Raw genomic sequence first — 19281 nt, 5'->3', positions numbered from 1 at the left:
ATGTCTCCCAGTCGGTGCGTCGGCAGCCCTCGGCCGCCGCGTCCAGCCAGGTCAGCCGGAACCCCGCAGTTTAGGCGATTGCCGCAAAATCATGTACCAGATCGCGAAGGATCGCGACGCAATCGCTCGAGCAGGTCAAGCAGCGGAGCCGCCTTGTCCAGCGTCTCGCGATACTCGGCCTCCGGGTCCGAGTCCGCGACGATCCCGCCGCCGGCCCACAGGCGGGCGACGCCGTTTGAGTACACCAGGGTACGGATCACGATATTGGTGTCCATGGCACCGTCGTGACCCAGATAGCCGATCGCCCCGCAGTAGATGCCGCGGCGCTGGGGTTCCAACTCCTCGATCACCTCCATGGCCCGCCGCTTGGGCGCGCCGGTGATGGAGCCGCCGGGAAAACAGGCGCGCAACAGATCGACCGCGGTGCGGCCCTCCGCCAACCGGCCGCGGACCGTGCTGACCAGGTGATGAACGCGAGCAAACCCCTCCACTTTGAACAATTCAGGAACCTGGATACTGCCGATCGCACAGACCTTCCCCAGGTCGTTGCGCAGCAGGTCGACGATCATGACATTCTCCGCCCGATCCTTGGGACTGGCCTGGAGGGCTTGCGCGAGCAGCCGGTCCTCGCCGGGATCGGCCACGCGCGGGCGGGTGCCCTTGATGGGCCGGGTCTCCACCGCGCCGTCACGCACCAGCAAGAAGCGCTCCGGGGATGAACACAGCACCTGACAATCCGGAGTCGCCAGATAGGCACTGAAAGGCGCCGGGTTGATGACCCGCAGATCCTGATAGGCCTGCCAGGGGTCACCCTGCGCCGACACGGCGAAGCGCTGCGCGAGGTTGACCTGATAACAATCGCCCTCACGCAAATAATGCTGGATACGACCGACCGCATGCAGATAGCGCCCACGGCTCAGATTGGAGCAGACCCGATCGAGCACGCGGAACGGCGCGCGGGACCGCGCCACCTGACGACCGGCAAGCGCGGCGGCGAACAATGCCCGGTACTTGGCGAGACGGCCGGGATCCCGCGCCACCAAGCGGGTACACCGCTCTTCGTGGTCCACCACCAGGGCCCAATCGTAGATACCGACCGCCATGTCCGGGGTGCCCTCGACATCCAGCGCCAGACTCGGCAGGCACTCCAGGCGACGTGCCAGATCATAGGCAAACCAGCCAATGGCGCCGCCGCTGAAGGGGAGACCCGAAACTGCGGGTCGCCGGGGTCCCAGTGCCTCCTGCACCAGACTGAAGGGGTCGGCCAGGGAGGTCCGCACAACGCGGCCGGCACGAACCTCGGTCAGCGGCCCGCGGGTCACCAGCCGCGTGCGCGGATCGGCGCTCAGGATGTCATAGCGGCCCTGCGTGCAATAGGGTCGGCCGCTGTCGAGAAAGACCGGCCAGCGGCGGTCGATCACGGCCGCAAACAGCGGGGCACTGTCCGGTCGATAGGGAAGATCGATGACTACCGGCGCATCAGTCAGCGATGTCATGGGATCTCACCGATGGGACCACCACCTCCTCCAGGAACAAGCAGCCGACAGCGCGCTACCAGCGGCCCGCCTCGCCGGCTCAGCATTGCAGTCATGGCTCAAGCCGGCGGGGCGGCACAGCGGTCGGCGGGCGGCCGAACACCGGGTGCAGCCCCGGCCGCACCGCCCGCGGTCACCGGGTCCGGATCACAGGTGGGCGGCGTAGGGATGGGCGATGCTGCCCCGCTTCTGCAACACCTCGGCGGCCTTGGGCTCGCCGGCCACGGCGCGCTGGATGGCTTCCTTGGTCGCCTGGTAGTTGAAATCCTGAATTTTGGCCTCGTCCTCAGCCTGCCAGTGCACAAAAACGCCGACACAGATAAAGATGTCGTCCGCCTCGGCGGCCGGAATGGTGCCGTCTTCCACGCAAGCGGCCACCGCCATCGCCACCCCCCGCTGGGCCGGTCCGAACATCTGCACCACCTGTTTGGAACCCTTGAGTGTGACCTTGTTGCACATCAGGGTACTGGGCTTGACCGGCAGATTCGGCGCCACCACCGCGAGCAGGTTGGTGAAGCCGTCCTTATTGTTCACCAGGCCGTTGCAGAACGCAGTCTCAGCCGCGGAACCGCGCGGCCCCATGATCAGATCGATGTGAGCGACCTCATTGCCGTCGCCCACCTGGGACTCACCAACCAGCGTCTTGTTAATCACTGCCATCGCATACGCTCCTTAGGGTTTTGGGTTTCTTAGAGTGAAGGCACCGGCGTAACCGGGCCGGTGCCTGGAATACGGCGGACAACCGCCGCGGATAAATCATCGCAACATAAGGGTTCCAGCGCACGGATCAGCAGACACGCCACGGTCAGATCAGCCGAGGTTCCGGGGTTGATGCCGGCCGTCTTGAGATCCAGGTCCAACGCGCGCAACGCCTCGGTGCAGACCTGCGGCCGCGCGGCCGCGGCCAGCGCGGCAGCGATCGGCGCGGCCCGGCGGCAAACCGCAACCGCCTGATCCAAGCCCAACTTGCGGGCGACATGCGAGTCCGGATAGCGCGCCAAAAAATCCAGATAGAGCCCCGCGGCGGCCCAGGCCGGGTCCAGCCACCGCGTCTCGAACCCGACGAGCAGCGGCAGCGCCCGCTCGAACAAATCATGAAAGCCATCGGCATATTGACAGGCGATTCGGTCGCGATGCGCCGCGGCGCCCATGACCTCCAGCGGCGTGGCGAGCGCCTCGCCGGAGACATCGTGTTCCGGCGCCACGCCCAGCCCACCGGGCGCGGCCAGTCGGATGGCGCGGAAGAGCCAGTCCGTATCCGTTCGATCCGCGGCATTGAGTACGCCGACCAGGCGCCGGCGCAAGCCCCCGCAGCCCGTCGGATCCAGGGCGGCCTGGATCAGCGGAGCACACAGCAGGAGTATACCGAGATTGGTGTTGCAGGCGACTGCCGCGCGTGTTGCGGAGACAGCGCGATAGATACGCTCCCCGAGCGCCGGACCCGGCTCGGTCAACGGGCCGGCACTGGCCTCGGCGCTACGCAGGAAATCGTCCACGGTCATCCCATGGCCGTCGGCGTCGCGATGCACGTTCCCCGGCTTGAGCGCGGCCAGTTCCAGACCACAGGCCTCCCGGTAGGCGTCGGCGATCAGCCGCCGCCGTAATGCAAAGGCTTCGCTCACCCGGGGCCTCGACTCGGAACGGCACGCATCACGACTCCCGCATCGCCCGCCGCGTCGCTGGATCCACCGCCGCGCCCTGATTGTGCCCCGCGACGACGCGGTAGCGCAGTGCCGACAACGCGCCGAACCGTGCCTTGAGGTTCAGTTCCAGCCAGCGTGCCTGGTCCAGGTCCGCAACCAGGACGAATCCGGTGGGACCCCAGGACGACTGCCCGCTGCCGACAAACCCCCGCTCCGCCGCCCAGTCCAGTGCGGCGGATACCGCCGGCGAGGCAAAACAGCCCCCCTGAACCGGAGCGAAATGACTGCCGACAGCCCGTTGAATCTGGCCGATGGCATCAGCGACCGGCGGCAACCGGCCCTCGATCAGCCCCGGCACCAACTGCATCAGGAGCAGGCGGCACAGGGACCCGACCGTCGCGTCAGGAAAGACCGGCAGTGCATCGAAGGCCCGAGCCTCTGGTTCGCCGTGCAACCCGCTGCCGCACTGATCGAGCAACAACAGCACCCGCCAATCCGCCGGAAAGGGGAAACGCATCACGACCGGGGGCACTTGCTGCAGGGCGCCGCGTCCGCAGTCGACGAGAAAACCGCCCTGGTCGAAGGCACCAACGCCGATACCCGAACGCTGACCTCGCCCCAGCGCCTGGGCGATGGTTCGGCTATCCCAGACCTCACCGTCGGCAGCCGGACCCAACAGCCGCTCCAACGCCGTACCGACGGCCAGCGCCAACTGGGTCCCGGAACCCAGGCCGGCATGATCAGGGATCGTCTCATGCAGTTGGAGACGGGCGCCGCCGGTCAGGCCCCGTGCCGCGGCAAAGGTACGGGCATACCCGAGTGCCCGCTCCGCGTCCATTCCCTCCGCGCTGAATCCGTCCGCCCGTTCCGCGGTCAAGCGGGTGGCAAAGCCATCGATGGTGAGTCCCAGGCTGCCGAACTGACGACCCAGACCGCCGTTGAGGTCCAGAAAACCAAGGTGCAGGCGGGCAGCGGCCGTCACGTCGACACGCGCAGACGGGCAGTGGATCATGTGGTTGCCTCTCACTTGGATGGATCGCCCGATGGCATCACTCGATGAGATCAGGAGCGCACACCAGCGACGTCGTAGCACGCGCAACGGGCAAGACGGCATCAAAACGGCATTCACGGCACCCATCAGCGCGGGCGGCAAGCGCTGACAGTCTCACCGAGGCACACCGGAGTTCGTTGACTGATTCTGCGACGCGGGGATTATCCGCAAAAGACGGGCGCCTTTGCCATAGGCCGCGAAGTTTAATCTGCAATCGATCCGCTAAGCCAAGAGGACCTGGAACTTGGACGCCGCAAATCCGGCGCGGCGACGCGGGTGACGACGGGGCAGCGCAGGCTGCGCCTCGCCCGGAGCACGGCGCACACTACCCTGCGGAGGCGGTCACCACACCCTCGGCACGGAAAATTGCATCCGCGCACTCAAGCTGCTCTTTGGTTGGCGATGGAGTCTCTTTGAGCTTGTACTCCATGCCCATCTCCTCCCACTTGTGCTCGCCCATTTTATGGAAGGGCAGCACTTCAACACGCTCGACATTCTTGAGTTTGGCCACGATGCGCGCAACAGCACGGATGTTATCCTCGCCATCGGTCAGACCGGGAACAAGCACGAATCGCACCCAGACCGGTTGCTTCCTGGCCTCCAGCCGTCGGGCGAATTCCAGTGTGGGCTGAAGCGGCACGCCGGTCACCCGTTGATACAACCCCGGCAGACCGGACTTGATATCGAGCAACACCAGATCCGTGGCATCGAGCAGCGCATCCGACGCACGTGCGCCGAGAAAACCGCTGGTGTCCAATGCCGTGTGCAACCCCAGTTCCTTGCAGCCCTGAAAGACCGCCTCGACGAACGCGGGCTGCACCAGCGGCTCACCGCCGCTGACGGTCACCCCGCCGTGGGTATGCATCAGATAGGGCTTGTACTCCGCGATCTCCTGCAGTAACGCGCGGCTCGATAGGAGCCGCCCGCCACCGAGCTTTTGCGTGTCCGGGTTATGGCAATAGAGGCAGGTCAGACGACAGCCGGCCAGAAACACGACAAAGCGCACGCCGGGACCATCGACGGTCCCGGCGGTCTCAACGGAGTGGACGTAGCCGTCCACCGCTGTGACTTCAGGCACAGCAGCCATGGAAGGTGCGGTTGACCACATCGAGCTGTTGCTCACGCGTCAGCTTGACAAAGTTGACCGCGTACCCCGACACCCGAATGGTGAGTTGCGGATACTTCTCCGGATGCTCCATGGCATCCAGCAGGGCTTCACGCTCCAGCACGTTGACATTGATGTGCTGAGCGCCGTTGCTGTGTGGATTCAAACCGAAGTAGGTATCCAGCAACCCGGTCAGATTGGCGATCTGATCCGACTCCACCGGTCCGAGCGCGCTCGGGACGATCGAGAAGGTGTAGGAGATCCCATCTTGCGCATGGCGGTAATCCAACTTGGCGACCGACGACATGGACGCCAAGGCACCCTTGAAGTCACGGCCGCTCATCGGATTGGCGCCGGGCGCGAAGGGTTCACCCTTCTTACGTCCGTCCGGCGTTGCCCCCGTTTTCTTGCCGTAGACCACATTGGAGGTGATGGTCAGGATCGACTGGGTATGCACCGCATTGCGATAGGCCGGGATCTTCTTGAGCTTCTCCATGAAGGCTTCCATGGCCCAGCGGGCAATCGCGTCCACCCGCTCGTCGTTGTTGCCGAAGCGCGGCGGATCGCCCTCGATGATGAAATCCTGGGCGAGACCGCGTTCGTCACGCACGGCCGTGACCTTGGCGTATTTGATCGCGGCCAGGGAGTCGGCCACCACGGACAAACCCGCCATGCCGCAGGCCAGGGTGCGCAGCACATCCTTATCATGCAGCGCCATTTCCAGCCGCTCGTAGGAGTATTTGTCATGCATGTAATGAATGACATTGAGCGCGCCGACATAGGTCCGTGCCAGCCAGTCCATCATCGGCAGGAAATGCCCGATCACCTCGTCGTAGTCCAACACATCGGAGGAAATCGGCTCCAGGGCCGGCCCGATCTGCTCGCCGGTCAACTCGTCACGCCCGCCGTTCAGGGCGTAGAGCATGCACTTGGCAAGATTGGCGCGCGCGCCGAAGAACTGCATCTGCTTGCCGATCCGCATGGGCGACACACAGCAGGCGATGCCGTAGTCGTCCCCCCAGAAGCCGCGCATGAGGTCATCGTTCTCATACTGGATCGATGAGGTGCGGATGGAGGTCAGCGCACAGAAATCCTTGAAACCCTGCGGCAGCGCATGCGACCAGAGAACGGTCAGATTCGGCTCCGGCGCAGGGCCCAGGGTATCGAGCGTGTGCAGGAAGCGGAAGGACGACTTGGTCACCAGCGTGCGGCCATCGGAACTCATGCCGCCGATGGATTCGGTCACCCAGGTCGGGTCGCCCGAGAACAGCGCGTCATAATCCGGCGTACGCAGGAACTTCACCAGCCGCAGCTTGATCACGAACTGGTCGAACAGCGCCTGAGCCTCGCTCTCGGTCAGGCGGTGGGCCTTCAGGTCGCGCTCCACATAGATGTCGAGGAAGGTCGAAGTGCGCCCCAGCGACATGGCGGCACCGTTCTGTTCCTTGATGGCGCCGAGATAACCGAAATAGAGCCACTGGATGGCTTCCTGGGCCGTGTTGGCCGGTCCGGAAATGTCGTAGCCATACTTGGAGGCCATCACCTTGAGGTCTTTCAGTGCGCGAATCTGATCGCTGAGCTCCTCGCGTTCACGAATCACCTCTTCGCTCATGCGCGCCGCGTCGCTGATGTCTTTCTGCTCTTCACGCTCGGCGATCAGGCGATCGACACCGTACAGGGCAACGCGGCGGTAGTCGCCGATAATCCGCCCACGGCCATAGGCGTCAGGCAAACCGGTGATGATGCCGGATTTGCGGATCGCCCGCATCTCGGACGTGTAGGCGTCAAATACGCCCTGATTGTGCGACTTACGATAGCGGCCGAAGATCTCCTGGATTGCCGGATCGATCTTATACCCGTAGGCCTTGAGCCCATCGACCACCATCTTGACGCCGCCGGTGGGCATGATCGCCCGCTTGAGCGGCTTGTCGGTCTGCAGACCGACAATCGATTCGAGTGATGGCTGGATATAGCCCGCACCATGCGACAACAGGTCCGACGGCACGCTGGTGTCGGCATCCAGCACCCCGCCTTTCTCATATTCCTCTTTGCGCAGTTCCATCACGCGGTTCCATAGCGCCTTGGTGGCCTTGGTGGCGCCCGCCAGGAACTTGTGGTCGCCGATATAGGGCGTGACGTTCCGCTGGATGAAATCGCGCACGTCGATCTCGTGCTGCCAGGGACCGGCAGTAAAGCCCGCCCATGAGACCTCGGGCGTATTGCCTTTGCCCCACGTTTGCTCGTCGTCGGCGAGCGCGGCGCTCTCGTGGTCTTGTCTGGTCATCGGGATGCTCCTCTGGATCTCTTCGTTTGTCTTGGTGGACAGCTTGCCTGCGCCGCCTGGCGTCAAGCCATCGGGCAGCGCACTCCGACCGTCTGCGCGGTCTTCATCTGCTGCGCGTTCTCCCGGCGTACCGGGGAGCGCGTCCGCACTCGGCGATTCTACACGAATCGCATAACTGCCAGCCGCGTCAAGCGGGACACGGCTGTTCATCGATGCGCCGAAGTTCAATCACACGGCTGGACCTTTGCCGACCTCCGACTCCGCGCAAGGCTGCCGAGGTTGGGCTTTCACATGATTATTCAAGTACTCATTTTCTTGGGGATAGGGCCGAACCAGCGGGCACGCAAGACCTAATCGGCCGGAATCCGCAAACCCGATCACTGAGGGGGCCCGCCCGCCCAGCCGTAACGGCCGGATCAAGATCGGGAATCAAACCCTCGGTTACACACCTGCATGCGGTAGCGGCAACGGTCGGTGCGTGCGAAGATCCGGCGCGTCAGCGCCCGACTGACCTGAAGGCCGACATTGCACTGTAATGTTTAAGCAATATTTATGCCGATAGTATACCAAGAGAAATCGCTTCAGGAAAGCGCTCTTGATCCGCGCCTGCAACCGAACAGATCCCCCCCTGGAATGTCAGATACCAGACAGGCACACTCAAGATTTGCAGGATTTCAGACATCCGCTTCATCGAGGAGACAACGGCGATGCCAAACGACAAGACCTACACCGACAGCGCGATCCGCCGGCACCTCACGACCGAGTTGCCCCGCTGGAGCTACGACGACGGCCGGCTGCAGCGCCATTACCGCACCAGCGGCTGGAAGGGCACGCTGATGGTGGTCAACACGGTCGGACATCTGGCAGAGGCGGCCTGGCACCACCCGGATCTGCAGGTCTCCTATGCCGACGTCATCGTGAAGCTCGTCACCCACTCCGCCAACGGCATCACCGACAAGGACTTCGAATTGGCGCGGAAGATCGAGGAGACGCTCATGTGGCGTCCCGGCACCGACAGCGCACTCGAGGGCACCCCGGACGACCCGCGCTTCGCGTACATCCAGTACGACTGAGGTGCCCGCGGCTTGAGCCGAACCCCGCAATGCCCGATCATGCCGGCCCGCACTCAGCCCGACCTCAGATCCATGAAATATACCGATCTCCGTGACTTCATCGAGCAACTGGAAGGACGCGGGGAACTCAAGCGCGTCCGGGCCGAGGTGGATCCCTACCTCGAAGTCACCGAGATCTGCGACCGCACCCTGCGCGCCGGTGGTCCCGCACTCCTGTTCGAGCGCCCCAAGGGCTCAGGGGTCCCCTTGCTCGGCAACCTGTTCGGCACCCCCAAGCGGGTCGCGCTCGGGATGGGCGAGGAGTCGGTCGAGGCATTGCGCGAGGTCGGGCGACTGCTCGCCTTCCTCAAAGAGCCGGACCCACCCAAGGGACTGCGTGAAGCCTGGGCGGCCTTGCCGATCTTTAAAAAGGTTCTCGACATGGCCCCGAAGGTGCGGCGCAATGCTCCCTGTCAGCAGCAAGTGTTCGCCGGCGATCAGGTCGACCTGGGGCGTTACCCGATCCAGCACTGCTGGCCGGGAGATGCCGCGCGTCTGATCACCTGGGGACTGGTGGTGACCCGCGGCCCGGAAAAGTCGCGCCAGAACCTTGGCATTTACCGCATGCAGGTGCTGGGGCCCAACCGCGTCATCATGCGCTGGCTCGCCCATCGCGGCGGGGCCCTGGATTTTCGTGACTTCCAGCGCGCGCATCCGGGCCAGCCCTTCCCGGTCGCGGTGGCCCTGGGCGCCGACCCGGCGACCATCCTGGGCGCGGTGACACCGGTACCCGACACCCTGTCGGAGTATGCCTTCGCGGGCTTGCTGCGCGGCAGCCGGACCGAACTGGCCGCCTGCCTGGGCTCCGACCTGCAAGTCCCGGCCAGCGCCGAAATCGTCCTTGAGGGCCACATCCACCCGGACGATCTGGCGCCCGAAGGCCCCTTCGGCGACCACACCGGCTATTACAACGAGGTCGACCGCTTCCCGGTCTTCACCATCGACCGCATCACCCAGCGCACCGACCCGATCTATCACAGCACCTACACGGGCCGGCCGCCGGATGAGCCGGCCATCCTCGGGGTCGCACTGAACGAGGTCTTCGTGCCGATCCTGAAAAAGCAGTTCCCGGAGATCGAGGATTTCTATCTGCCGCCCGAGGGCTGCTCTTACCGGCTCGCGGTCGTCAGCATGAAAAAGCAATACCCAGGCCATGCCAAGCGCGTGATGATGGGGGTCTGGTCCTTCCTGCGGCAGTTCATGTACACCAAGTTCGTCATCGTGGTGGACGACGACGTGAACACCCGCGACTGGAAGGATGTCATCTGGGCCATGACCACCCGCATGGACCCGGTACGCGATACGGTCCTGATCGAGAATACCCCGATCGACTACCTGGACTTCGCCTCCCCGGTGTCGGGTCTCGGGTCCAAGATCGGATTCGACGCGACCAACAAATGGCCCGGCGAGACGACCCGCGAGTGGGGCCGCCCGATTCGCATGGACGATGCGGTGCGCGAACGGGTCGATCGCATCTGGGGGGATCTTGGCATCGATGGTCCGCGGGCATGACCCGTCTTACCGGTCTGGCGCGGGGCGTGGAGCAGGAAATATTCGTTGAATCGCTTCTCCGACAACGACACCGACAACGACAACGACAACGACAACGATCATATTCGTTGTTTAACTTGACTCCCAACGCGTTACCTGAGGATATCAGGGTGATCGTCCAAGACAGTCTCCCGGAGCGAGGACTCAAGACCCAAGCGAATTCAGGATCGGTCGCCCGCTAAAGCAAGCGGCCGATCCGTCAAACGCGGCTTCGGGTCAGTAGCGCCCGCCGCCCTCACGGCCGCCGCCGTCGCGATCACGGTCGCGCCCGCCGCCGCCGCCCCAACCACCGCCTCCCCCACCACCGCCGCGCGGACGATTCTGCTCGCGCGGACGGGCCTCGTTGACGGTGAGCTTACGGCCCTTATAGACGGACTCGTTCAACTCCTTGATCGCGGTATCCGCATCCGCGTTGTTGGGCATATCGACAAACCCAAATCCTTTGGACTGACCCGAGAACTTGTCCTTGATCACCTCGGCGGCGGCGAGTTCGCCGTATTCGCCGAAGACCTCGCGCAGATCCTCATCAGTGACGCTATACGACAGGTTGCCTACGTAGATCCTCATCGCTGTCTCTCACGTTCGTGTGCATTGGTCGGAGGAAACCCGCCGAGCGACCAATACACAAGTCCGCTCGTCGGAAACTGAGAACTCCCTGCCGGCGCCGCCGAACCGCCATGGCGCGCGCCAAGATCCGCCTTGCCACATAGGGTAGGACATCTGAGACAAACCGCATCGCGCGATCGGAATCGGGCCCTGGGGATGGATCGGGAGTGGGTCCGGCAACCTGCAGACGGCGCCTGAATCGGCGCGTACTTCGGCTTTCGGACGGGTCGGGTCCCAAAGACATGCCCCGGGAGGGACTCCGGAGGGGCGATAGGGTAGTGTCTTGTCGGTCGATTGGAACCCTGGCGGCTGGCGGCAATGGAAACAGGGCGAAAAGTAGTGTATCGGGGTCAGTGCGTCAACCGTCGTTTGAGCAAAAAACATCACGAAACGCTAGGGACCGAATCCACCGGTGCGATATTCGTCCATCAACACCCCACCCAGGGAGCCAATGGCGGCGCCCAGCAGGGCGCCCTGACCGGCATTGGCAGTCAGCGACCCGATGATCGCGCCGACACCGGCGCCCAAGGCCGTCCCGCTCGCCTGCCTGGCCCGAGCCGTGGTCCCGCAACCGGAGAGTACCAGCACGGCAGTGAGCAGGACGGTCACGACAATGGGCTTCACCGAGGCCTCCCGATCAGTCGATATTGCCTTTGAGGTGCTGATCATAAAGGTAGCCGCCGAGTGCACCCACGCCGAGCCCGATCAGGGCGCCGGCCCCGGCTTGAGCGGTCAGTGAGCCGATCAGCGCACCGCCCGCGGCACCCATGAGCGCGCCGGTTGCTGAACGTGTCCCGGTCGTGTTACCGCACCCGGCCAGGGGCAGTGTGGTGATCAGGACCGCGGCGACCAAAGCCTTGGGGACGCCGACAGTCTTCATCGAGAAGGTCTTCATGAGGGTTCCTGGTAGTTGAGAAGCGTTGCCCGCGGCCGCGACCGCGGGCGCCTGAGGAGCGGCAGGTTCAGCCCTTACAGGGATACTTGGCCGCCAGGGCGCGAATCAGACCCACCACCGGCGGTTCGCCCATCAGCGTCGTATCCCCGATCTTTGCCGCGGCCCAGGCGTTGAACGCCGACAAACCCTCCTCGATGGTGGCGTTCGCCGGATAGCAGATCAGTCGCTTCATCTGCTTCGGCTTGCTGATCGCATCGTGGTATTGCACCGCGGACTCGATGAAGGCACGGCACGCCTGGTGTGCCATCGGATACTCGGTAGCGTTGGTCGGCACCGCGCAGACGGCATACAGGTCCTTGGTGGTATCGAAGCGGAAATCCGCATTTTCCACGGCCACGGCCGACTGGCCCAAGGCCAAGGCAATCCCGGCGGCAGCCAGGGCACGGATGAACGCTGAGTTGGCTTGCATCGATCGAGTCCCTAAAGAGTTGTTACGCGTGGCCGCGACAAGACGGCCCGTCGCAGCGACGGGCCGGCCGCTGGTCTTAATTGCTGAAGCTGCCGCGGGCGTGCTCGTCCACCAGGACGCCGCCCAGGGCACCGACCCCGGCGCCGATCAGGGCGCCGGTGCCGGCATTTGCGCTGAACGAGCCGATGATGGCACCAGTGGCGGCACCCATGCCGGTCCCGGTGGCGACCCGCGCACGGGAGGTGTCGCCGCAGCCGGTCATTGCCAGCCCGGCAGCCGCGGCAAGGAGGAGAATGGCGATCGGTTTCATGAAAAGCTCCGGGTAATGATGCGACGAGGAGAAATGTTGAACCGGGCGGCTCATCGGCAGGGATACGCTTGCGCCAGGGATCGCACCAGACCCACGACGGGCAGTTCGTTCATCTGCTTGGTGTTGTCCGCGTTCTTCTGACCCCAGGCGAGGAAAACATCCCGGGCACCGGCAATGGTGGCACCCTTGGGGTAGCAGATCAGCCGTTTCAGCTTCTTGCGGTCGCTGATCGCGTCGTGGTACTGCACCGTCGCTTCAATGAAGGCGCGGCAGCCGAAGGCCGCCGCGACCTGCGCCTGCGCGTCCATGCCGGCGGCACAGACGGCGAGCAGGTCCTTGGTCGTTTCGTAGTTGAAGCTGCTGTCATCGACAGCGCTGGCCGGCGCCGACAGCGACATGACCGCGATCAGGGCGGTCGCCAAGGCGGACGATCGGATGGTTGGGCTCACTGATTTGTCTCCTGGGTCGATCTGGTCGAAAACGACCGCCGGGCGGGTCCAAGCGGCCCCTGAGCAGCGCCCGAGCGGAAGCGAAGTCTAGCTGCTTGTCATCTTGCTGTCAGTCGCCGCTCATCTAGCCTTCGGACGTAATAACCGGACATAGGGGCGGGTTTCAAACCCGCCCCTACACGAAGATCTGTCTGGATATCAGGTGCAAACGCTATACCTAACAGACATCCGGGAAGAGGCGGTCAGGGGTCGACCTGATCAGGAGGTGCGCACGATGGCACAGGCGCGCAGCCCGTCCGCCAGGCTGGGATACCGCAAATTCAGACCCAACTCCTCACGCAGCTTGCGATTGCGCAGCCGGCGCGATTCGGCCAGGTAGGACAGCATCCCCGCGGAGACCTGACCGGCCGCCTCCGCCATCGGGATCAAAGGCGGGCGCGGCAGGCCCGCGGCGTCGGCAATCGCCAGGAAATAGTCGGTCATGGTACTGGGCGCGTCGTCGCAAGCATTGTACACGGCACCCGGCCGGCCGCGCTCCATCGCGGCGACACAGGCGGCGACCAGATCGTCCACATGGATGCGGTTGCTGAACGGCGATTCCTGCGGCCGCACCAGCGGCTGACCCTGACGGATACGCTCCAACGGGAGCCGGTCCGGACCGTAGATTCCGGCGACCCGCAAGATCACCAGTTCACCCCCGCTCGCCGCGCTCCAGCCCCTCAGGGTCTGCTCGGCATCCCACCGACGGCGCGCGCGGTCGACCCCGGGGCGGGCCGGCCAGGACTCGTCCACCCAGGCCCCCTGACAGTCGCCATAGACACCGGTGGTGCTGATGTAGACCACCCGGCGCGGGTGACCGGTCCGGGCGAACGCATCGACCAGAGCGCGGGTATGCTGGTCCTCGCTGCCCGCGGCCGACGACGGCGCCAGATGGAAGACGCGGGCGCCGTCCAGGACGCCAAGGGGCTCCGCTGCCGCCAGGCTGTCCGGCCCCAACTGGACACGCCGCGCCGGGATGCCGGCCGCGCCGAGGCGCTCGACCCCGGCGGGGCTTTGCACCAGCCCGGTCACGGACAAACCAAGGTCCAGGTATTGGCGGGCCAGACGCGTGCCCACATATCCGCAGCCGACAATGATGATTTCGTCGATGATTTCGTCCACAATCCCGCCGCAGTCATTCGTTTGCAATCCAGTCGGATTATTCACGCAAAGGCGCGCCGGCGCAAAGACGGTCGACTGACATGAGTTTCCAGATCCGCACCGAGCCTGCCGACCAGCGCTTCGACGCGGCGCCCGGCGAGACCATTCTCACCGCCGCACTGCGCCAGGGCGTGGGGCTGCCTTACGGCTGCCGCAACGGCACCTGCGGCGCCTGTGCCGCCCGGCTCATCACCGGTCAGGTCGACTATCCGAGCGACGCGACGAGCGGTCTGGAAGGCAAACCGCCGGGGACCTGCCTCACCTGCCAGGCGGTTCCGACGGCCGATCTGGTCCTCGGCGTGACGCCAATTCGCGGCGTCGCCCAGATCGAGGTCCGGACCCTGCCCTGCCGCGTGATCCGTAAGGAACACCTGAGCCATGACGTGGTGCGCCTCTATCTGAAACTGCCGGAGCAGCAGCGGCTCCAGTTCTTCGCCGGCCAGTATCTGGACTTCATCCTGCGTGATGGGCGCAAGCGGGCCTTCTCCATTGCCAATGCCCCCCATGACGACGCGGCCATAGAACTGCATGTACGCCATGTGCCCCAGGGCCAATTCACGGATTATGTGTTCAATGACTTGCAGGAAAAGACCATCCTGCGCATCCAGGGACCGCTCGGCACCTTCTATCTGCGCGAAGACTCCGACCGCCCCCTCATTCTGGTGGGCGGCGGCACCGGCTTTGCACCGCTCAAAGCCATGATCGAGCACGCTTTTTTTATCGGGATCGAACGCCCGATGCAACTTTACTGGGGGGTGCGGGCACGCCGCGATCTTTATCTTCCGGATCTGCCGCCCGCCTGGACGCGGGCGCACCCGCAATTCACCTACACCCCGGTGCTCTCGGAACCCGACCCGGACTGGCAGGGACGGACCGGGTTCGTCCATGAGGCGGTTGCAGCGAATCACCCGGATCTGAGCGGAGTCGACTGCTACATGAGCGGCCCGCCGCCGATGGTGGAGGCCGGCCGCCGCGCCTTCGAGGCCCGCGGCTTGCCTCGGGATCACCTGTTCTCCGACGCCTTCGAATACGCCCCGGAGACCCGCGCGGCAGCGGGCGGCTGAGCCAGCCACACACGGTTCGCGACGACCGGTCAACCCCGATATCCTTGCCTCTGCGCCCCGTTCGCGGTCAAACTCCGCGGCCGGATGGGAACCTTCCCGACTGCCATCAGAGAATCATCGCCATGCGCTCAGCCCGAACCGGCATCGCCGCCTACCTGGCCCTGTGCAGTGCCGTCATCTTGTTCGCCCTGCTGGTCAACGGCTGCGCATCGAACCCGGCCCCCGTGACCTGGAGCGCGCCCGGAATCACACCCAAGCCCTACCGCAATCTGGTCGTGTTCGGCGTCGCGGCCAACGGCAAGGTGCGGCGTGCCTATGAGGTGAATTTCGTTGCCGCGCTGCGCGCACGCGGGGTCTCGGCGCGCGCCGGACATGGCCTGCTGCCCGACGGCGGTCTGGGGGACGTTCAGGCGGTCAAACGCGCTGTTGCCGGCACCGGCGCACAAGGCGTCATCATCACCCATCTGGTGGGCGAGCGCTCCGCACAGGTCCAGTCCCGCAACTTCGTCAACCCCAGCCTCTCCGGCAGTCTCTATCCCTATTACCAGCGGGTCCACGGCTATGTCACCGAACCCGGCTATTACGCCAACTTCCCGATGCTCCAGCTCGAGACCAACCTGTATGACGTCGCCCGCGAGAAGCTGGTCTGGTCCGCGCGTTCACAGCCAATGGACCCGGGCTCCGAGAAAACCACCATCAACGAGGTCATCGAGACCATGATCCGCAGTCTGGCAGAGGCCGGATTCCTTCCCGAATAGCGCCGTTCTACCCATCCTACGCGCGTCTGCGACCACATCACTTTGGACCGCACCCTGAGCCGGCCAGCGATTCCAAATTTGGGCGGCATCGCGCGACCCCTGGTGGATGCGGCGCGCGCGACCGCCGTGCCGGGTCCCTGACACCGAGCGGCGCGCCTTATCCACCCTACAGCGGTGCCGGTTTTGTAGGGCGGATAAGCGCAGCGCATCCACCATCAGCCTCGCGGCCGGCACGCTGCTGGCGGCGGCCACCCAAATTTAGAACTGCTGCTGAGCCGGCACCACAACCCAAGACGGCGGCCAGCTGTGCGATGATAGAGGTCTGACCCTCAGTGTCGTGTCGGCGCGTCGCCGCTCATCGGCGGTGCATCGATTCGCGGAGTCTCCCAGGTGGTATTTCAGCTCCGTCGGTCGACCAAGCGCCTGCTGGCTTTGGTGGCGACCTTGCCCGCCGCGCTGCTGCTGCTGGCCGTCATCTATATGCTGGGGATGTCCCACTTGGAGGGGGACCCGCGCGGCTTTTGGGATAGCCTGGAGTGGGCCTCCGAGACCCTCACCACCACCGGCTACGGACGCGATGCCCATTGGCACCATCCGGCCATGACGCTCTTCGTGGTCACGGTGCAGTTGAGCGGCATGTTTCTGATCTTTCTCCTCTTCCCAACCTATGTTCTGCCCTATTTCGAAGAACGTTTCGAGCAGCGCCTGCCGCGCAGACTCCCGTCGATGGGTGGACGCGTGCTGTTTCATCGCTACGGTCCCAGCGTCGACTCGCTGGTCGCGGAGCTGCGGCGGGTGGGGGCACCGTTCGTCATCCTGGAGCAGGATCGGGCGATCGGGCGCGCGCTCGTCGATCGAGGCTTCCGCGTGGTGGTGGGGCAATTGGACGAGGACCCCGAATTGCTGGCCGGGGTGGAGCGCGCCCGCGCATTGGTCACCAGCGCGGACGACCACTTAGGCGCCACCTTTGTCATGATCGCCCGCGAGCGGGGCTTCGCCGGCCCGATCTACGCGCTGGCCGCAAACCCGCTGCACCGGGCACCCCTGATCAAGGTCGGGGCCACCCTGGTCTATACGCCGAGCCATGTGCTGGCCGCCGCGCTCGCCGCCCATGCGAGCACCCGCATCAGCCCCCAGGCCGAGGGGCTGCAATCACTGGGCGGTCAGGCCGGGATCGCCGAATACCGAGTCCACCCGGAGAGCCCCCTGGCCGGCCAGGCGCTGGGTGCGATCCACCTGCGCGAGCGGCTCGGCATCAACCTGATCGGTCAGTGGCAGGGAGGCAGGTTTACACCCGCCCGCGGACCGGCGACCCGCATCGCCGCCGGGGCCATTCTGGTCGCGATCGGCCGTCCCGAGAATCTGGTCAGGCTGGAGGCCCTGGCCGCTCCCATCCGCCGCGCCGGTGCGATCGTCGTGGCTGGCCTCGGCGAGGTCGGACGTAAGGTCGTCGAGATGTTGCATGACGCGGGCGAGACGACCATCGTCATCGACGAACACGACCATCCGGGGGTTGACGTCGTGGGCAATGTCCTGGATCCGCACACGCTGGAGCAGGCGCGGGTCAGGGAGGCCGGCACCCTGGTGCTGGCCCTGAGCGACGACAGTTCCGGGGTCTTCGGCACCGCGGTGATCCGGGACTATGCCCCGCACGTCCGTCTGATCGCACGGGTCAACCGCGCCTCCAATGTTCCCAGACTCCATCAGGCAGGGGCGGACTTCGCCCTCGCGGTGGGTCAGGTCGCCGGGCAGCTCCTGGCCCATCACCTGCTGGGCGAGAGCGGCCTGTCCGTCGAACAACGGCTGCGCTGCATGCGCGTCCGGCCGGGGACCTTGGTGGGTAAGCACCCCTGGCACGCCGGAGTACGGGAACGCAGCGGCGCCTCGGTGGTCGCCATGGAGCGCGGCGGCGAGGTATTCGTGGATCTTCCTGCGGACTTGCGAGTTACGCCCGAAGATGCGCTCTTCATCTGCGGCACCACCGAGGGTCTCAGCCTCTTCCAGCGCGAGTTCCGCTCCGCCCCTTGGGTCGTCGGCGCCGGGACCTAGCGCCTCCCTGAGAGACCGGGCAAGGCGGCGCATCTTGGTGGTCAGGGTAGCGGATCGCCGTTGGCATCGGCCGGATCGGCGGCGCTGTGATTCTGGCGTAAACAGATGGAGCGCTTTAAGCTTTCCGTTTTTGCCCATGAGCGGTACCCTGCGTCTTCTCGGGCCCTGCCAATGACCCCCCGGCGGGCACCCCATTTCCGGAGTCTTCATCTTGGATATCGACATTCTCAATGCTGATTTCGGGATCAGCGGAACCCTGCGTTTCACCACGGGACGCGGCGGCTTGACCATGATCGAGATCGACAACGGCTTGGCGACCGCCCTGATCTCACCCTATGCGGGCCAGGTGCTGGCCTACCGTCCGGCGGGCGCCGCGGCCGACCTGCTGTTCATCAGCAAGCGCGCCTATTTCGCGCCGGGCAAGGCGATCAAGGGCGGCATCCCCATCTGCTGGCCCTGGTTCGGCGCCGACCCCGAGGGCCTGGAGCGGCCCGCCCACGGCTTCGTGCGCACCTGGCCCTGGTCAGTCCTGGCGACCAGCGCGCTGCCGAGCGGCGCCACCCGCGTGACCCTGGGCGTGGCCGACGACGCCCGGACCCGCGCCCTGTGGCCCTATTATTTCAACCTGCTGGTGGAGATCACCGTCGGCGCCACCCTGGGGGTGGAACTGATCACCCGCAATGCCGGTGATCGGACCTTCCAGATCACCCAGGGTCTGCACACCTATTTCAGCGTCGGCGACGCCACCCGGGTGCGCGTGCTGGGGCTGGACGGCTGTTCCTATATCGATAAGGCCGCCGGGGCGCAGAACGCCATCCGCACCCAGGAGGGGCCGCTCACGATCGCCGCCGAGGTCAACCGTATCTATGAGTCGGTACCGCCGGCCCTGACCATCGAAGACCCGGTGCTGGAGCGGCGCATTCGCATCAACAGCCGTCACAGCGCCACCTGCGTGGTATGGAACCCCTGGGTGGCGACCGCCCGCGCCATGGATGACCTGGACGATGAGGACTATCGCATCATGCTGTGTGTGGAGACCGTCAACACCGCCTCCGAGGTGATCGATGTCCCCGGCGGCGGCGAGACCCGGGTGGCGGCCGACTACGCCGTAGAGCCCCTGTGAAGGCGACCGCGGCGCTCTCGCACCTCCCGCGGCGGGCAAGCACCAGGCAGTTCCGCTCACCGACCCTGGTTCCCGAG

19 protein-coding genes are annotated in these 19281 nt (G+C 65.2%); 6 read left to right on the top strand and 13 right to left on the bottom strand.

Going from position 1 to position 19281, the window contains the following annotated elements; all coding sequences use genetic code 11:
• Positions 1 to 89: 89 nt before the first annotated feature.
• From pabB to pflB, 6 genes are all read right to left on the bottom strand, one after another.
• Positions 90 to 1496: an aminodeoxychorismate synthase component I gene (gene pabB, locus A39O_RS0126595; protein WP_020507702.1), complete on the bottom strand. Its 1407-nt coding sequence runs from the start codon at positions 1494 to 1496 to the stop codon at positions 90 to 92.
• 186 nt (positions 1497 to 1682) lie between these two features.
• Positions 1683 to 2195 (bottom strand): formaldehyde-activating enzyme, encoded by a 513-nt coding sequence (fae, locus tag A39O_RS0126590; RefSeq protein WP_020507701.1) that lies wholly within the window; start codon positions 2193 to 2195, stop codon positions 1683 to 1685.
• A gap of 29 nt (positions 2196 to 2224) precedes the next feature.
• Positions 2225 to 3157: a triphosphoribosyl-dephospho-CoA synthase gene (locus A39O_RS0126585; RefSeq protein WP_020507700.1), complete on the bottom strand. Its 933-nt coding sequence runs from the start codon at positions 3155 to 3157 to the stop codon at positions 2225 to 2227.
• 28 nt (positions 3158 to 3185) lie between these two features.
• On the bottom strand, positions 3186 to 4190 hold the full coding sequence (locus tag A39O_RS0126580; protein WP_026199757.1) for a beta-ribofuranosylaminobenzene 5'-phosphate synthase family protein: 1005 nt from the start codon (positions 4188 to 4190) through the stop codon (positions 3186 to 3188).
• Positions 4191 to 4554: 364 nt separating this feature from the next.
• Entirely contained in the window at positions 4555 to 5316 is a 762-nt protein-coding gene (gene pflA / locus A39O_RS0126575; protein WP_040528852.1) for a pyruvate formate-lyase-activating protein, read from the bottom strand.
• The gene (pflB, locus tag A39O_RS0126570; RefSeq protein WP_020507697.1) at positions 5300 to 7618 is read right to left on the bottom strand and encodes a formate C-acetyltransferase; all 2319 of its coding nucleotides are present in this window, start codon (positions 7616 to 7618) and stop codon (positions 5300 to 5302) included. Before pflB ends, pflA begins: the two co-directional genes overlap by 17 nt.
• A 707-nt stretch (positions 7619 to 8325) precedes the next feature.
• Here pflB and A39O_RS0126565 point away from each other — a divergent pair.
• Both A39O_RS0126565 and ubiD read left to right on the top strand, forming a co-directional pair.
• On the top strand, positions 8326 to 8691 hold the full coding sequence (locus A39O_RS0126565) for a 4a-hydroxytetrahydrobiopterin dehydratase (RefSeq protein ID WP_020507696.1): 366 nt from the start codon (positions 8326 to 8328) through the stop codon (positions 8689 to 8691).
• 72 nt (positions 8692 to 8763) lie between these two features.
• Positions 8764 to 10242 (top strand): 4-hydroxy-3-polyprenylbenzoate decarboxylase, encoded by a 1479-nt coding sequence (ubiD, locus tag A39O_RS0126560; RefSeq protein ID WP_020507695.1) that lies wholly within the window; start codon positions 8764 to 8766, stop codon positions 10240 to 10242.
• Between the two features lie 255 nt (positions 10243 to 10497).
• Here the strand turns inward: ubiD and A39O_RS0126555 are convergent, their stop codons facing one another.
• From A39O_RS0126555 to A39O_RS0126525, 7 genes are all read right to left on the bottom strand, one after another.
• Positions 10498 to 10848 (bottom strand): RNA recognition motif domain-containing protein, encoded by a 351-nt coding sequence (locus A39O_RS0126555; RefSeq protein ID WP_020507694.1) that lies wholly within the window; start codon positions 10846 to 10848, stop codon positions 10498 to 10500.
• Positions 10849 to 11280: 432 nt separating this feature from the next.
• Positions 11281 to 11511 carry a YMGG-like glycine zipper-containing protein gene (locus tag A39O_RS0126550; protein WP_020507693.1) on the bottom strand — a complete coding sequence of 77 codons (231 nt, stop codon included), beginning with the start codon at positions 11509 to 11511 and terminating at the stop codon, positions 11281 to 11283.
• A 13-nt stretch (positions 11512 to 11524) separates the two neighbouring features.
• On the bottom strand, positions 11525 to 11782 hold the full coding sequence (locus tag A39O_RS0126545) for a glycine zipper domain-containing protein (RefSeq protein WP_020507692.1): 258 nt from the start codon (positions 11780 to 11782) through the stop codon (positions 11525 to 11527).
• 67 nt (positions 11783 to 11849) lie between these two features.
• Positions 11850 to 12251: a Rap1a/Tai family immunity protein gene (locus A39O_RS0126540; RefSeq protein WP_020507691.1), complete on the bottom strand. Its 402-nt coding sequence runs from the start codon at positions 12249 to 12251 to the stop codon at positions 11850 to 11852.
• A gap of 76 nt (positions 12252 to 12327) precedes the next feature.
• Positions 12328 to 12561: a glycine zipper domain-containing protein gene (locus tag A39O_RS0126535; RefSeq protein ID WP_026199755.1), complete on the bottom strand. Its 234-nt coding sequence runs from the start codon at positions 12559 to 12561 to the stop codon at positions 12328 to 12330.
• A gap of 50 nt (positions 12562 to 12611) precedes the next feature.
• The gene (locus tag A39O_RS0126530) at positions 12612 to 13010 is read right to left on the bottom strand and encodes a Rap1a/Tai family immunity protein (RefSeq protein WP_245561986.1); all 399 of its coding nucleotides are present in this window, start codon (positions 13008 to 13010) and stop codon (positions 12612 to 12614) included.
• A gap of 258 nt (positions 13011 to 13268) precedes the next feature.
• Positions 13269 to 14198 (bottom strand): SDR family oxidoreductase, encoded by a 930-nt coding sequence (locus A39O_RS0126525; protein ID WP_020507688.1) that lies wholly within the window; start codon positions 14196 to 14198, stop codon positions 13269 to 13271.
• A 53-nt stretch (positions 14199 to 14251) separates the two neighbouring features.
• On the opposite strand from A39O_RS0126525, the gene A39O_RS0126520 reads away from it, so the two are divergent.
• From A39O_RS0126520 to A39O_RS0126505, 4 genes are all read left to right on the top strand, one after another.
• On the top strand, positions 14252 to 15274 hold the full coding sequence (locus A39O_RS0126520; protein WP_020507687.1) for a CDP-6-deoxy-delta-3,4-glucoseen reductase: 1023 nt from the start codon (positions 14252 to 14254) through the stop codon (positions 15272 to 15274).
• Positions 15275 to 15396: 122 nt separating this feature from the next.
• Positions 15397 to 16032 carry a hypothetical protein gene (locus tag A39O_RS0126515; RefSeq protein WP_020507686.1) on the top strand — a complete coding sequence of 212 codons (636 nt, stop codon included), beginning with the start codon at positions 15397 to 15399 and terminating at the stop codon, positions 16030 to 16032.
• Positions 16033 to 16422: 390 nt separating this feature from the next.
• Positions 16423 to 18081, top strand: coding sequence for a potassium channel family protein (locus A39O_RS0126510; RefSeq protein WP_020507685.1), 1659 nt, complete (start codon positions 16423 to 16425; stop codon positions 18079 to 18081).
• A 211-nt stretch (positions 18082 to 18292) separates the two neighbouring features.
• A complete protein-coding gene (locus A39O_RS0126505; protein ID WP_020507684.1) occupies positions 18293 to 19204 on the top strand; it encodes a D-hexose-6-phosphate mutarotase in 912 nt (303 codons plus the stop codon).
• Positions 19205 to 19281: the final 77 nt, after the last annotated feature.

It is taken from the genome of Lamprocystis purpurea DSM 4197 (assembly GCF_000379525.1).
GTDB lineage: Bacteria > Pseudomonadota > Gammaproteobacteria > Chromatiales > Chromatiaceae > Thiodictyon > Thiodictyon purpureum.
Note: the sequence above shows the minus strand (reverse complement) of the source record. Positions and strands in the feature narration are given on the sequence as shown.